Annotated in this window: 15 protein-coding genes; 6 read left to right on the top strand and 9 right to left on the bottom strand. The window is 64.0% G+C overall.

The window, feature by feature from the left end:
* Window positions 1-33: 33 nt before the first annotated feature.
* The 3 genes from guaB (at window position 34) to guaA (ending at window position 3,793) form a co-directional block, all read left to right on the top strand.
* Entirely contained in the window at window positions 34-1,497 is a 1,464-nt protein-coding gene (gene guaB, locus M1D44_RS07585) for an IMP dehydrogenase (RefSeq protein ID WP_024975771.1), read from the top strand.
* A gap of 123 nt (window positions 1,498-1,620) precedes the next feature.
* Window positions 1,621-2,199 (top strand): hypothetical protein, encoded by a 579-nt coding sequence (locus M1D44_RS07580; protein ID WP_316853810.1) that lies wholly within the window; start codon window positions 1,621-1,623, stop codon window positions 2,197-2,199.
* Window positions 2,174-3,793: a glutamine-hydrolyzing GMP synthase gene (gene guaA / locus M1D44_RS07575; RefSeq protein WP_024975769.1), complete on the top strand. Its 1,620-nt coding sequence runs from the start codon at window positions 2,174-2,176 to the stop codon at window positions 3,791-3,793. Before M1D44_RS07580 ends, guaA begins: the two co-directional genes overlap by 26 nt.
* Before the next feature lie 275 nt (window positions 3,794-4,068).
* Here guaA and M1D44_RS07570 read toward each other — a convergent pair whose 3' ends face one another.
* The 4 genes from M1D44_RS07570 to M1D44_RS07555 form a co-directional block, all read right to left on the bottom strand.
* Window positions 4,069-5,316 (bottom strand): citrate/2-methylcitrate synthase, encoded by a 1,248-nt coding sequence (locus tag M1D44_RS07570; protein ID WP_316853704.1) that lies wholly within the window; start codon window positions 5,314-5,316, stop codon window positions 4,069-4,071.
* Between the two features lie 60 nt (window positions 5,317-5,376).
* Complete coding sequence (locus M1D44_RS07565) at window positions 5,377-5,769, bottom strand: VOC family protein (protein WP_024975767.1); 393 nt, start codon at window positions 5,767-5,769, stop codon at window positions 5,377-5,379.
* 58 nt (window positions 5,770-5,827) lie between these two features.
* The gene (locus M1D44_RS07560; RefSeq protein WP_316853809.1) at window positions 5,828-7,114 is read right to left on the bottom strand and encodes an MFS transporter; all 1,287 of its coding nucleotides are present in this window, start codon (window positions 7,112-7,114) and stop codon (window positions 5,828-5,830) included.
* A 96-nt stretch (window positions 7,115-7,210) separates the two neighbouring features.
* Window positions 7,211-7,969, bottom strand: a complete 759-nt coding sequence (locus M1D44_RS07555; RefSeq protein WP_024975765.1) for an SDR family oxidoreductase — start codon at window positions 7,967-7,969, stop codon at window positions 7,211-7,213.
* 33 nt (window positions 7,970-8,002) lie between these two features.
* Here M1D44_RS07555 and M1D44_RS07550 point away from each other — a divergent pair, with 33 nt between their 5' ends.
* Together M1D44_RS07550 and M1D44_RS07545 are read left to right on the top strand one after the other, a co-directional pair.
* Entirely contained in the window at window positions 8,003-8,209 is a 207-nt protein-coding gene (locus M1D44_RS07550; RefSeq protein ID WP_316853703.1) for a hypothetical protein, read from the top strand.
* 76 nt (window positions 8,210-8,285) lie between these two features.
* A complete protein-coding gene (locus tag M1D44_RS07545) occupies window positions 8,286-9,248 on the top strand; it encodes a 2-hydroxyacid dehydrogenase (protein ID WP_316853702.1) in 963 nt (320 codons plus the stop codon).
* Between the two features lie 32 nt (window positions 9,249-9,280).
* On the opposite strand, the gene M1D44_RS07540 is transcribed toward M1D44_RS07545, so the two are convergent.
* A complete protein-coding gene (locus M1D44_RS07540) occupies window positions 9,281-9,493 on the bottom strand; it encodes a hypothetical protein (RefSeq protein ID WP_024975763.1) in 213 nt (70 codons plus the stop codon).
* A 267-nt stretch (window positions 9,494-9,760) separates the two neighbouring features.
* Between M1D44_RS07540 and M1D44_RS07535 the strand changes: the two genes are divergently transcribed.
* Window positions 9,761-9,964, top strand: a complete 204-nt coding sequence (locus M1D44_RS07535) for a cold-shock protein (RefSeq protein ID WP_004626726.1) — start codon at window positions 9,761-9,763, stop codon at window positions 9,962-9,964.
* Between the two features lie 65 nt (window positions 9,965-10,029).
* Here the strand turns inward: M1D44_RS07535 and M1D44_RS07530 are convergent, their stop codons facing one another.
* From M1D44_RS07530 to M1D44_RS07515, 4 genes are all read right to left on the bottom strand, one after another.
* Window positions 10,030-11,298: an MFS transporter gene (locus M1D44_RS07530; RefSeq protein WP_316853701.1), complete on the bottom strand. Its 1,269-nt coding sequence runs from the start codon at window positions 11,296-11,298 to the stop codon at window positions 10,030-10,032.
* Window positions 11,295-11,636, bottom strand: coding sequence for a hypothetical protein (locus tag M1D44_RS07525; protein ID WP_316853700.1), 342 nt, complete (start codon window positions 11,634-11,636; stop codon window positions 11,295-11,297). The genes M1D44_RS07530 and M1D44_RS07525 overlap by 4 nt, the downstream gene beginning before the upstream one ends.
* Before the next feature lie 34 nt (window positions 11,637-11,670).
* Window positions 11,671-12,123, bottom strand: a complete 453-nt coding sequence (locus tag M1D44_RS07520) for a MarR family winged helix-turn-helix transcriptional regulator (RefSeq protein ID WP_112184951.1) — start codon at window positions 12,121-12,123, stop codon at window positions 11,671-11,673.
* Between the two features lie 123 nt (window positions 12,124-12,246).
* Window positions 12,247-12,891 carry a Vgb family protein gene (locus M1D44_RS07515; protein WP_316853699.1) on the bottom strand — a complete coding sequence of 215 codons (645 nt, stop codon included), beginning with the start codon at window positions 12,889-12,891 and terminating at the stop codon, window positions 12,247-12,249.
* Window positions 12,892-12,914: the final 23 nt, after the last annotated feature.

The raw sequence follows: 12,914 nt of genomic DNA, 5'->3' as shown, positions 1-12,914 counted from the left end.
TATAATCCGATTTTGCGCCTAGAGGAAATTGCTATGCGTCTTGTCCAGAAAGCACTCACGTTCGATGATGTGCTGCTCGTCCCGGCCTATTCGGCCGTCCTGCCCCGCGATACGTCCCTTCGCACCAAGCTTACCCGTTCGATCGAACTCGCCATTCCGCTTGTCTCCGCCGCCATGGATACGGTTACGGAAGCGCGGCTCGCCATCGCCATGGCGCAGCAAGGTGGTATCGGTATCGTCCACAAGAACCTGAAGCCGGAAGAACAGGCGCGCGAAGTCGCCAAGGTCAAGCGCTTTGAATCGGGCGTGCTGCGCGACCCGATCACCATCGGTCCGGACATGAAGGTCCGCGACGTGATGGCGCTGTCGGCACAGCACGGTATTTCGGGTTTCCCGGTGCTGGAAGGCAAGAAGGTGGTGGGCATCATCACCAACCGCGATCTGCGTTTCGAAGAGGAACTGGACGCCCCGGTGCGCGCCAAGATGACGCCGAGCGAGAAGCTCGTCACCGTCAAGGAAGGCGCCACGCTGGAAGAGGCCAAGCGCCTGTTGAACAAGCACCGCCTGGAGCGCGTGCTGGTGGTGGGCGAAGCCTTTGAGCTGCGCGGCCTGATCACCGTCAAGGATATCCAGAAGGCCACCGAATACCCGCTGGCCTCGAAGGACGAACGCGGTTCGCTGCGCGTGGGCGCGGCGGTGGGCGTGGGTCCGGATAACGATCTGCGTATCGATTTTCTGGTGAAGGCCGGCGTGGACGTGATCGTGGTCGATACCGCGCACGGCCACAGCCAGGGCGTGCTGAACCGCGTGCGCTGGATCAAGGACAACTACCCGCAAGTGCAGGTGATTGGCGGCAACATCGCCACGGGCGACGCCGCCAAGGCGCTGGTCGACCACGGTGCGGATGGCGTCAAGGTCGGCATTGGCCCGGGCTCGATCTGCACGACGCGGATCGTTGCTGGCGTGGGCGTGCCGCAAATCTTTGCCGTGTCGAATGTGGCCGAGGCACTGAAGGGCACCGGCGTTCCACTGATCGCTGACGGCGGTATCCGCTACTCGGGCGATGTTGCCAAGGCCCTGGCTGCCGGCGCGCACACCGTGATGATGGGTGGCATGTTCGCCGGTACGGACGAATCGCCGGGCGAGGTGTTCCTGTTCCAGGGCCGCTCGTACAAGAGCTACCGTGGCATGGGCTCGGTGGGCGCGATGAAGGACGGCGCTGCCGACCGCTACTTCCAGGAAGACAACACCGCCAACGTCGACAAGCTCGTGCCCGAAGGTATCGAGGGGCGCGTGCCGTACAAGGGCTCCGCGCTGCCGATCGTGCATCAACTCACGGGCGGCGTTCGCTCGTCGATGGGCTACTGCGGTTGCGCCTCGATTGCCGAATGGCACGAGAAAGCCCAGTTTGTCGAGATCACCGCCGCTGGCATGAACGAATCGCACGTGCACGACGTGCAGATCACGAAGGAAGCGCCGAACTATCACCGCGACTGATCGCTTGTCGATCATCGCAAACAAGATAGAAGGCAAGCAGTACTGCCGCCGGGGCGCGCGGGCGCTCCGGCCGATTCAACCGGTGGCCGAAGCACGGGCGGCCGCCCGCAACTGGAGACGATGATGAAAGCGCTTTTGCGACTCGTTCTGTTTCTGGATGCGGCTGTCGCGCTGTGCGTCGGTCTCGTCCTGCTCGCTTCACCCTTGACGTCCATCTTCGGCGCGCTGCAATTACCGCAGCCTGAGCCGGCGATGTACGGTCAGCTGCTCGGCGTCACGCTGATTGGTGTGGCCTGGCTGCTGTGGCACGCCACCGTCAACGGGCAACTGACCACCGCCGTTGCGCAGGTGGTCGGTCATGTGAACCTGGCTGTCGCCGTGCTGGTGATTGCCTGGCTGCTGTTCTTCCACCTGCCGGTGGATGGCGCTGGCCGCATCTGGCTGCCGACGTTTGCCGCGGTGCTGGCGGCGTTTTCCGCCGTGCAGATTCCCGCCTCGCGCCGCGTACGCACCAATGAGCGCGTGCGCGCCCAGAAAGCCCGCGAAGACGCCGCGGCCGCGCGCGAACGCGAACGCGCAGAAAAGGCGCAGCGCAAAGAACCTGGCTACATGCCGCCTCCGGGCTACGGCCCCGGCACTGAAGTCGACACGATTGCCGATTCCACTCCTTCACAACATGCACGACAAAGTCCTCATCCTTGATTTCGGCTCGCAGGTCACGCAACTGATTGCGCGGCGCGTGCGTGAAGCACACGTCTACTGCGAGATCCACCCGAACGACGTGTCCGACGCCTTCGTGCGCGAGTTCGCGCCCAAGGCGATCATCCTGTCCGGCAGCCACGCCAGCACGTACGAAGACCATCAGCTGCGCGCGCCGCAGGCCGTGTGGGATCTGGGCGTGCCGGTGCTCGGCATCTGCTACGGCATGCAGACCATGGCCGTGCAGCTGGGCGGCAAGGTGGAGTGGAGTGACCACCGCGAATTCGGTTACGCCGAAGTGCGTGCGCATGGTCACACCCGTCTGCTCAAGGACATCCAGGACTTCGCCACGCCGGAAGGTCACGGCATGCTCAAGGTATGGATGAGCCACGGCGACAAGGTTACGGAACTGCCGCCCGGCTTCAAGCTGCTGGCCTCGACGCCGAGCTGCCCGGTCGCCGGCATGGCCGATGAGGCACGTGGCTATTACGCCGTGCAGTTCCACCCAGAAGTTACGCATACCGTGCAAGGCCGCGCGATGCTCGAGCGCTTTGTTCTGGAAATTGCCGGTGCCAAGCCCGACTGGGTCATGCGCGACCACATCGACGAAGCCGTCAAGGCCATCCGCGAGCAGGTGGGCGATGAGGAGGTGATCCTCGGCCTGTCGGGCGGTGTTGATTCGTCGGTGGCAGCGGCGCTGATCCACCGTGCGATTGGCGACCAACTCACCTGCGTGTTTGTCGACCACGGCCTGCTGCGCCTGGACGAAGGCAAGATGGTGATGGACATGTTCGCTGGCCGTCTGCATGCCAAGGTCGTGCACGTGGATGCCTCCGAGCAGTTCCTCGGCCACCTTGCCGGCGTGACGGACCCGGAAGCCAAGCGCAAGATCATCGGCCGCGAGTTTGTGGAAGTGTTCCAGGCCGAAGCGAAGAAGCTCAGCAACGCCAAGTGGCTGGCGCAGGGCACGATCTACCCGGACGTGGTGGAATCAGGCGGCACCAAGACCAAGAAGGCAACGACGATCAAGAGCCACCACAACGTGGGTGGCCTGCCGGAAACGCTGGGGCTGAAGCTGCTCGAGCCGCTGCGCGATCTGTTCAAGGACGAAGTGCGCGAGCTGGGCGTGGCGCTGGGCCTGCCGCACGAGATGGTGTATCGCCATCCGTTCCCGGGGCCGGGTCTGGGCGTGCGCATTCTGGGCGAGGTCAAGCGTGAATACGCAGAGCTGCTGCGCCGTGCCGATGCCATCTTCATCGAAGAGCTGCGCGGCACCAAGGCCACGGCGCAGGACGTGGCCGCCGGCGTGTGCGGTGAAGGCGATGTCGGCAAGAGCTGGTACGACCTGACGAGCCAGGCGTTTGCGGTGTTCCTCCCGATCAAGTCCGTCGGCGTGATGGGCGATGGTCGCACGTACGACTACGTGACGGCGCTGCGTGCTGTGCAGACCACCGACTTCATGACCGCCCACTGGGCACATCTGCCGTACACGCTGTTGGGCCGCGTGTCGAACCGCATCATCAATGAGGTGCGTGGTTTGAGCCGGGTCGTGTATGACGTGTCGGGCAAGCCGCCTGCGACGATTGAGTGGGAGTGATCTAGCATCGTCTCACCCCGTTTCATGCAGCGACAAAAATCGCAAGAAACTCAAGTGTGACAAGGGATGAGGCATCTCATGATGCCTCAACCGCTTTCACCCAATCTCACGCGATGTGCGAATTTGCGCTTGGCAACCTTAAGCCCCGCATGGCTTTGTACAAGGTTTCCGACAGATGTGGTTGTGTCCATCGTTCGCGTTCGACGCCCTACTTCAAATGGGGCCGCAAGGCGACGTGAGGGCACCACGTGGCGACCGAGCGGAGCCCGGTAGCCTTACTCCACTATCTTGAACACCCGATTCTTCTCGATCACACCGGCTTTCGGCAATTTGCCTTCGTCCTCAGTGTCGGGGCGCAGATGCCGCTCGTCTAGCGCCGGCCCCGTGTAGCGGCTGCGCGGCCGAATCACCTTGCCCACGCGCAGTTGCTCGATGCAGTGCGCGAGCAGCCCGACGCTGCGCGCGATCGAGAACAAGCCGAACGCCGCATCGCGCGGCAACTGAAGCTGCACCGACAGCATCGCGAACGCGACATCGATGGTTGGCCGCTGGCCGGTGAGCTCCGTAACCTTGTCGACGAAATGCGCCAGTTCCGCCGTCGGATGGAGCCGCGCGAGCAACGCGGCCGCGCGCGGATCGCCATCGGGGTAAAGATGATGGCCGAAGCCGGGAATCGGGATCGCTGACTTCAGGTAGTGATCGACCACGTGCTCGGCGCCCAATCTCTGCACGTCGTCGAATACCGCACGCACGCGCCCTGACGCGTCGCCGTGCAGCGGGCCCGACAACGTTGCGAGCCCCGTCAGCAGGCAGCCCGCGAGCGATGCGCCGGTCGACGCGGTGATGCGCGCGGCGAATGCCGAACTCGTGATCTCGTGATCCGCAACCAGCACCATCGCCCGGCGCAGCAGATCCGCGCCATCGCTGTCGAGGCCCCAGCCGGCTGCGAGCCGCTGATGGGTCCGGAGTGGACTTGCGCCGACATCGCCATGCGCGCCGAACGCGCGCGACACGATCGCGACGAGTTGCCCCGCTTCGATGTGCAGCGCGCTGTCGAGCCGGCCGAGCGTCGAATGGCCGTGCGCGGCCAGCATCGCGAGTACCGAGAACGCGCATTGCCGATCGCGCTCGCCGGATGGCAGCGCGATCGCGGGCGCGTCGAACGACACGGGCGTGGTGGCCTGCCAGAGCAGAGCAGCCGTTTCCTCGAGCGTGGCGGTATCCGCAAGCTGAATGCTGTCGCGGCCCCGATACCAGGCGCGGCCCTTGGAGAACGTGGTGATGCCGCTGTAGATGCACGGCTCGGCGCCAAAGATCGTGCTGGCTGCCAGCGCCGCACGCTTGCGGCCGACCTGTTTCTTGCGGCACAGCGTGACCACGTCCTCCGCGCGATACAGACTCTTGCGTGGATCGTTGGGGTCCTGCATCACGGCGATACTGCCGCGGCTCGCATACGCGTAGACGGTCTGCGCCCGCACGCCGAGCCGCCGCGCCGCTTCCGTCAGGGTGATCCAGTTCTGCATGGGGAGTCGTGATGACGATGCGGCCTGTGTCTGGCCGCTTGCGCCGACTATAGACCGGGTTCAGTTGAATGTCATTTCTGCTGCGCGCCGCTCAAGCACCTCGACGAGGATGTCGCCTGGCGCGCGTACGAAACAGCCGCGCACACCGGCGCGGATCCGCGTGATGGGCTGGACGATCTCTGCGTCGTGCGCGACCAGATGCGCGTAGGCGGCATCCAAGTCATCGACCAGCACGCCAAAGTGGTCGATCCCTTGCACGCGGCGCCCCTCCGTCACGGTCGCCGAACGCGCGTCCGGCTGGGCGGTGATGAATAGGTTGACGGCGCCGATCCGCAGATCGACGCGGCCGGGGCGTCGCACGATTTCGGCGTTCAGGCAGCGCGCGAACCATGCGGCGGTGGCCTCCGCATCGGCCGAGCAGAGTTGCAGGTGGTCCCATTTGAATTCGATCATGGTCGTGGTCTGCGGGTGAAGGAGTCGGCGGGTTGGCAGACAAAGGGCATCTACGGGCTCAGAGCTCGATACGCGACAGTTTGCCGAGCAGCACCGAGTACGACAGCGTGCCGACGAGGCAGATCCCGCCCATCAAGTTCAGCGCCCAGAAAAAGCTGCCGGTGTGCTGCGTCACGTAGCCGATCATCAGCGGCGTGGTGACGGCTGCGATGTTGGCCGCGAGGCTCGTGATGCTGCTGGTGAGTCCAACATAGCGTTTAGGCGCAATCTCGGACACGGCCGCCCACGACATCGAGCCGATCCCCTGGGCGAAGAATGCGATGGTGAGGATCGCGATCACCAGCGCGTTCGAATGCACGAAGTTGACGAGCACGATCGACGCGCCGAGGAAGGTGCCGATCACGAGCGGCGCCTTGCGCGAAGACGACATCGACACGCCGCGCCGGATGCAGAGATCGGACAAATAGCCGGCGATCAGGATGCCCAACGTCGCGCCGATGAACGGCATCGCCTGGAAGAAACCGACCTTGATCATCGACATGTGCCGTTCCTCGACCAGATAGGTCATGAACCAGGTCGTGAAGAACACCAGCAGCGTGTTGTTGCAGAACTTGCCCAGACAGATCGCGAGGATCTGCCGGTAGCTGAGCAGGCGCAGCGCCATGCGCCAGTCGAAGCGATCGCGCGCGGTCACCACGGGGCGCCCTTCAGTGATGTACTGCAGCTCGGCTGCATTGACGCTGCGATGCCGTGACGGATCACGATAGAACCGATACCAGACGACACTGAACAGGATGCCGAACGCGCCCGTCGAGAAGAATACGGCCCGCCAGCCGAACGCCGACGAGATCCACAGCAGCAGCCCGGTGAAGAGCGGCGTGCCGATGTACTGGCCCATCACGTACACGCTCGTTGCGAAGCCGCGTTCCTGGACCGGGAACCACATCGTCACCGCACGCGCGTTCGACGGAAACGCGGGTGCCTCGAGCGCTCCCATCGCCAGCCGCGAGCCGAGCAGCATGTGGTAGCCGTGTGCGAGCCCTTGCGTCAGCGTCGCCAGCGACCAGCCGACGAGCGACAGCGCATACGCAACGCGCGAGCCGAGCATGTCGGTTAGCACGCCTGCGGGCAGCAGCGCAATCGAGTAGGCGAGTCCGAACACGGCGAACAGCTCGCCCATCTGCACGCGGGTGAGCGCGAGATCCTTCGATAGCGCGGGCGCGACGATGCCGAGCGCCGAGCGATCGACGTAGTTGAGGACGGTCGCCACCAGCAGCATCGACAGCACGCCGTAGCGCACCCGCGATCTTCTTACGCTGCCCGCGTGCGCGTTGACCTCGCGCATGACCGAAACCTGCTCTTCTGCAGTTTCCAATGTTGTCTCCTGTTGTCTGATGGATGGGCCGGCGTATGGTTGTTGTGTGTGCCGGCGCGCGTGGGGTCAGCCGCGTCCGACGAAGGGCATCGCGCTCGCCATGATCGTCATGTTCAGAATGTTGGCTTCGAGCGGCAGGCTCGCCATCTGCACGATGGCATTCGCGACGTGCGCGACGTCGACGCGCGGCTCGGGCGCGATGCGGCCGTCGGCCTGCGCCACGCCGCTCGTCATGCGTTCGGTCAGCGACGTGGCAGCGTTGCCGATGTCGATCTGGCCGCACGCGATGTTGAATGGCCGGCCGTCGAGCGCGAGCGAGCGCGTGATGCCGAGAACGGCGTGCTTCGTGGCGGTGTACGCGATAGTGTTCGGACGCGGCGTGTGCGCCGAGATCGAGCCGTTGTTGATGATGCGGCCGCCTTGCGGCGTCTGCCGCTTCATCTGGCGCCACGCGGCGCGCGCGCACAGGAACACACCCGTCAGGTTGGTCGCGACCACGTCGTTCCAGAATTGCAGCGAGTAGTCGTCGAGCGGCACGGCTCCTGCGTTGCGGCCCGCGTTGTTGAACAGCACATCAAGGCGCCCGAACTCGTGCGCGATCTGCGCGAAGCTGGCGTCGACTGACGCTTCGTCGGAAACATCGGTCGGAATGGCCGCCGCCGCGCCGCCGGCCCGCTCGATGATCTCTTTCGTTTCGAGCAGCGGATCGATGCGCCTGCCGAGCAGTGCGACGCTGAACCCGGCTCGCGCCAGCGCGACGGCCGCCGCCTGGCCGATGCCGGTGCCGGCGCCCGTCACCGCCGCGATTCTTTTTTCTGCCTGCATCTTCACGACCTCGTCTTCAGTGGTGCGTTGAACATGCAAAAAGCATTGCGCGGTGGCGATTCCCCAGCAATCTTGATTCTTTCAATCAATATCAACAGCCCCGTCGCGACGGGGCGGCGTCAGGGTTTTCCTGAGTTCGACGAGACGTCGCTCCCGGACCAGCGCGGCCGGATGGGCGGCGCGCGACACGGCCGAAGCGACGCCGAAAGCCCGCGGCGGCGCACCGCGCACATACATTGATCGAAACAATCAATATTGACCCGCGCCGACCGTGCTTCGTAGGCTGTGCTCCGTTTTCCGACCCAAGGACGAGACCATGCCTGACAACAATCGCCCCCGCCTCCTGGTAGCGCGACGGGTTCCCGCGGCGGTGGCCGCACGTGCCGAAGCCGAATTCCACGCGTATGTGACCGACGCCGACATGGACGCGCCGTCCGTCGTCGAATTCTGCAACCGCCACGAGACGCCGGCGGTGCTGATCGGCAAGAAATCGGGGCTGCAGGCCGAGCACATCGCAGCATTGCCGCCGAGCGTGAAGATCATCGCGAACGCGAGCGCCGGTTACGACCACATGGACGTGGCCGCCGCGCGCGCACGCGGGATCGTCGTCAGCAACGCGCCCGACGCGCTGACGGACTGCACTGCCGATTTCACGATGTTGTTGATTCTCGCCGCGTGCCGGCGTGCGTCGGAGTACGAGCGTATCGTGCGCGCGGGATGGGGAAAGTCGTTCGGCATGACGGACATGCTTGGCATGCGCGTGAACGGAAAGACGCTCGGGATCGTCGGTTTCGGCCGGATCGGGCGGGCGGTCGCACAGCGTGCGCGCGGCTTCGGAATGCAGATCGTCTATACCGACCGGCGGCCCGCGCCGCCCGAGATCGAGGCCGGCGCGCGTTATTGCGCGGATCTCGACACGCTACTGCCACAGTGCGACATCCTCACGCTGCACGTGCCTGGCGGCGGCACGCCATTGATGACGCACCGCGAGTTCGGCTTGTTGCGCGACGGCGCGGTATTCGTCAACGCAGCGCGCGGGAGTCTCGTCAACGAGGATGCGCTGTACGATGCGTTGGCGTCGCATCGGTTATTCGGCGCGGGGCTTGACGTCTATCAGAACGAGCCCAACATCGATCCGCGCTTTGCAGCACTCGACAATGTGTTTCTGTCGCCGCATATGGCGAGCGCGACGATCGAGACGCGCGACCAGATGGGGTTCACCGCACTCGACAATATCGCTGCGGTGCTTGATGGGAGGGCGGCGCCGAACGCGCTGTGAACCGCCATGAGAAAAGCGGCCGAGCAGGGCGCCTACGCCTCTAGCGACCAGCCCTGGTTGTCCACGTTCTTTTCATCGCGATAGACCCACCGCGCGCCGCATGTGGGACACGAGAACGTGCTGACGGTGATTGGGCGCGCGGAGGGCGACTTGATGCGCTGCGTGTCGGTGATTCTCAGCAAAGCATGGCCTGGCGCGCCGCGTTTATGGAGTTCGATTGCAGCGCAAGCCGAGCAGAGTGTCATGCTGATGGTTCTCTCAAGGGCGCACGCCCACTGTGGCGTGCAGGCTCAGCGGTGGGGTGCGGGGGTGGGTCAAAGGTGCAGCTTATCTAATTATTTGTTGACGCGGGGCTGAAATGTCTGTAGAAACCATCCTCGCAGGATCTTCAAGCAGTTACTCCGATGTTCTGGGTTGTCACGCCAAGCGGTGCTTCCTTTGCTCCATGTTTCTTCCTTGATTGTCGTGCCTGGTGAGCACAGGCTCATGCAGAACTTTTTAGGATATCCAACATGGAAACCGGCACAGTAAAGTGGTTCAACGACTCCAAGGGCTTCGGCTTCATCACCCCGGACGCAGGCGGCAACGATCTCTTCGCTCACTTCTCTGAAGTTCAGGGCAACGGGTTCAAGTCCCTCCAAGAGGGCCAGAAGGTTCGCTACGTTGCAGGCGTGGGCCAAAAGGGCCCGGCTGCTACGAAGATCGAGGCGATCTGATCGGTCGCATCTGCCAAGAAAAACCCCGCACTGCGGGGTTTTTTTTCGCGGCAACATCAAGGTATTCAAGACCCACTTTGCTCCAGCGTCGGTGGCTCTTGCCGCGGCAGATGAATCTGCTGCCGCATCACATAGACGGCCACCGCTGCCGAAAGCAGGCCCGAGAGCGCACCCACACCAAGTGACCAGCGCGGGCCGAGATGGTCTGCCACCCAGCCCACAATCGGTGCGCCAATCGGGGTGCCGCCCAACGCGATGGCCACGCGCAACGCCATTACCCGCCCACGCATGGCAGGCTCGGTCGAGAGTTGCATCAGGCTGTTGCTCGTGTTGGTGAATGTCAGCGCCGCCATGCCGGTGATGACCAGCGCCGCCGCAAACAGCCAATAGCCCGGTGCGATGGCCGCCAACGTGCACCCCAGCCCGAATATCGCAGCGCCTATCAGCAGTGACTTGAACTCCGGCTGCTTACGCCCCGCGGCGAATAACGCGCCGGACATCGTGCCGACCGCCATCATCGACGACAACACGCCGTAGCCACGCGCATCCGAGTGGAAGACGCTCGCTGCCATTGTCGAGATGAAGATTGGGAAGTTCAGCCCGAATGTGCCGATCAGGAACAGCATGACCAGCATGGCCTTGAGGTCGGGGCGAGCCCACACGTAACGGATGGCCTCGGCAAAGCCGCCTTGAGAGCGCCGTGCACGCGCATTCGGGCGCAGTTCGGATTTGCGCAGGAAAAAGAGCGAAGTCAGCACCGCGATGAACGAAAGCCCATTGGCCAGGAATGCCCAGCCTGTACCGATGGTGGCGATGGCCATGCCCGCCGCCGCTGGCCCGACCATGCGCCCAGCGTTGAACGACGTCGAGTTGAGCGCAACTGCATTGGGCAGATCGCCATCGCCCACCAGTTCCGCTACGAACGTCTGGCGCACCGGAGCATCGAACGCCGACGCACAGCCGGACAGAAACGCCAGCAGGTAGACGTGCCAGAGCTGAACGATGCCCGTCACGGTCAGCAGCCCGAGAATCAACGCCAGCACGCCCGATGTCGCTTGGGTGGCCATCAGCAGCTTGCGCTGGTTGTAGCGATCCGCGGCAACGCCCGTCCACGGCAATAGCAGGAGCTGCGGGCCAAACTGCAGCGCCATGACCGTGCCGACTGCTGAAGCGTTATGGTTCGTGAGCTGCGTCAGCACCAGCCAGTCCTGCGCGGTGCGCTGCATCCACGTGCCCACGTTGGACACCAGCGACCCCACGGCCCACAACCGGTAGTTGAAAACGCGCAGTGAGCGGAAGACGCCTGTTGCTGGCGTACTTGCCGATGTGTTCATTGGTGTTGCGGCAGACCGCTGTCGAGATTGCCACCATTGAACCTGCCAAAGCGCCGGGCCATCGGCACGCCGAGTGCCAGGATGCCCAACCCGATCGCAACGGCATCGGTTGTGTTTCGCAGGTGGAAATCACCAACCCGCAGGACGAGGGCGTAACCGACGGCCAGATTGAACGCGCCCCACAGCACATTCACCGTGGACGACGAGAGACCTTCGCCGGGCGGCGTTGCGAATGGGCTCTGAAATGGTTTGCCCGCGATGCCGAAGACGAAATGCGGCACGGCGTTGGTGAGGAACGCGCCGCCGAAAAACCAAGAGATGAGATGGGACCATGCCATGTCGACGCTCCGGATCAAGAACAGTAAGAGGGGCTCAAAACTCTGCGAGCCGTTGCAGCAACGTCACGGCCTTTGCCAGTTCAGCTTGCTCAGCGGCGGACAGTTGCGCCTGCAGTGCGCGGAACAGCCAATCGTCTTTCGCGGCGCGGCTTTCCTTGAGTGCTTTCCTAAAGCCCGGCGTCAATTCGATGAGCGTTTGCCGGCCATCTGTCGAATCGGGCTTGCCGACAACCGCGCCCATCGCTTCCAGTGCTGCAACGGTGACCCGCATGGACTGCGGTTTTACGCTGCCCGCCCGCGCAAGCGCAGACACGGTGGCCGGGCCATCACGGTCCAGGCGCAGCAGAACCGACTTTTGCGCGTGGGTGAGATCGTTCGGGTGGACTTGTTCGCGCAGGCGCCGGGACAGCTTGCCGAGCGCAATGCGCAGATCGCCGGCCAGCGCGGCGGGCGGCGCGGGCTCGGTGGAGGAGGGTGATTTAGCCATGCCGCGAGCATAGCATCAATACAGTTTAACTGTGCAGTTAAGCTGTAATGTTATGCGCATGCCACGCAAGCAAAAAGGCCCGCATCTGAGCGGGCCTCGTTCCTTCCGTGTGCGGTATCGCGCCTATGCCGCCTGCTTGCGGGGCCGCCGTACCGCACGAATCTTTCCGGTGGTGCCGCCGCCGCAGAAGAACTGATCGGCGCCATCCGACTCGAGTCCTGACACAGTGATGCCGGCTGGCATGTCAAGCTGCTCCAGCACTTCGCCGGTTTGCGGATCAATATGCCGCAGCTCGCTCGTATCGCCTTCCCATGTGGCGTGCCAGAGTTCACCGTCGACCCATGTGACGCCGGTCACGAAGCGGTTGGATTCGATGGTGCGCAGCACCTTGCCGGTGTCCGGATCGATCTGGCGGATCTTGCGCTCGCGGTAGTGACCGACCCACAGCGTGCCTTCGGCCCAGGCGAGGCCTGAGTCTCCACCTGCTCCCGGCGCGGGAATCGTGGCCAACACGTTGCCGGTTTGCGGGTCGATCTTCTGGATGCGGTCTTCGGCGATCTGGAACAGGTGCCGTCCGTCGAACGCGGTACCGGCATGGGCCGGCACGTCGATGGAGCGCTGCGTCTTGCCGCTGTCGGGGTCGAGTTCCTTCAACTGACCGCCGGCAGCGAACCAGATGCGCTCGCCGTTGTAGGTGACGCCGCCCACGTTTTCGACACCGGGGAAGGGGCCGTATTCGCGCACGACTTCGGCGGTGGATCGTTTCATGTTGGGCTCGCTGGATTCGGTTG

The sequence above is a fragment of the Ralstonia sp. SA306 genome (genome assembly GCF_054792405.1).
This window is presented reverse-complemented; position numbering and strand designations above follow the sequence as displayed.

Excerpts from the sequence above, each read along its gene's own strand:
- M1D44_RS07550 (WP_316853703.1), top strand. The coding sequence starts at position 8,003 with ATGCAAAAAGCATTGCGCGGTGGCGATTCCCCAGCAATCTTGATTCTT.
- M1D44_RS07530 (WP_316853701.1), bottom strand. The coding sequence starts at position 11,298 with ATGAACACATCGGCAAGTACGCCAGCAACAGGCGTCTTCCGCTCACTG.
- M1D44_RS07520 (WP_112184951.1), bottom strand. The coding sequence starts at position 12,123 with ATGGCTAAATCACCCTCCTCCACCGAGCCCGCGCCGCCCGCCGCGCTG.
- guaA (WP_024975769.1), top strand. The coding sequence starts at position 2,174 with ATGCACGACAAAGTCCTCATCCTTGATTTCGGCTCGCAGGTCACGCAA.
- M1D44_RS07515 (WP_316853699.1), bottom strand. The coding sequence starts at position 12,891 with ATGAAACGATCCACCGCCGAAGTCGTGCGCGAATACGGCCCCTTCCCC.
- M1D44_RS07565 (WP_024975767.1), bottom strand. The coding sequence starts at position 5,769 with ATGATCGAATTCAAATGGGACCACCTGCAACTCTGCTCGGCCGATGCG.
- M1D44_RS07540 (WP_024975763.1), bottom strand. The coding sequence starts at position 9,493 with ATGACACTCTGCTCGGCTTGCGCTGCAATCGAACTCCATAAACGCGGC.
- M1D44_RS07525 (WP_316853700.1), bottom strand. The coding sequence starts at position 11,636 with ATGGCATGGTCCCATCTCATCTCTTGGTTTTTCGGCGGCGCGTTCCTC.
- M1D44_RS07560 (WP_316853809.1), bottom strand. The coding sequence starts at position 7,114 with ATGCGCGAGGTCAACGCGCACGCGGGCAGCGTAAGAAGATCGCGGGTG.
- M1D44_RS07570 (WP_316853704.1), bottom strand. The coding sequence starts at position 5,316 with ATGCAGAACTGGATCACCCTGACGGAAGCGGCGCGGCGGCTCGGCGTG.
- M1D44_RS07535 (WP_004626726.1), top strand. The coding sequence starts at position 9,761 with ATGGAAACCGGCACAGTAAAGTGGTTCAACGACTCCAAGGGCTTCGGC.
- M1D44_RS07545 (WP_316853702.1), top strand. The coding sequence starts at position 8,286 with ATGCCTGACAACAATCGCCCCCGCCTCCTGGTAGCGCGACGGGTTCCC.
- M1D44_RS07580 (WP_316853810.1), top strand. The coding sequence starts at position 1,621 with ATGAAAGCGCTTTTGCGACTCGTTCTGTTTCTGGATGCGGCTGTCGCG.
- M1D44_RS07555 (WP_024975765.1), bottom strand. The coding sequence starts at position 7,969 with ATGCAGGCAGAAAAAAGAATCGCGGCGGTGACGGGCGCCGGCACCGGC.
- guaB (WP_024975771.1), top strand. The coding sequence starts at position 34 with ATGCGTCTTGTCCAGAAAGCACTCACGTTCGATGATGTGCTGCTCGTC.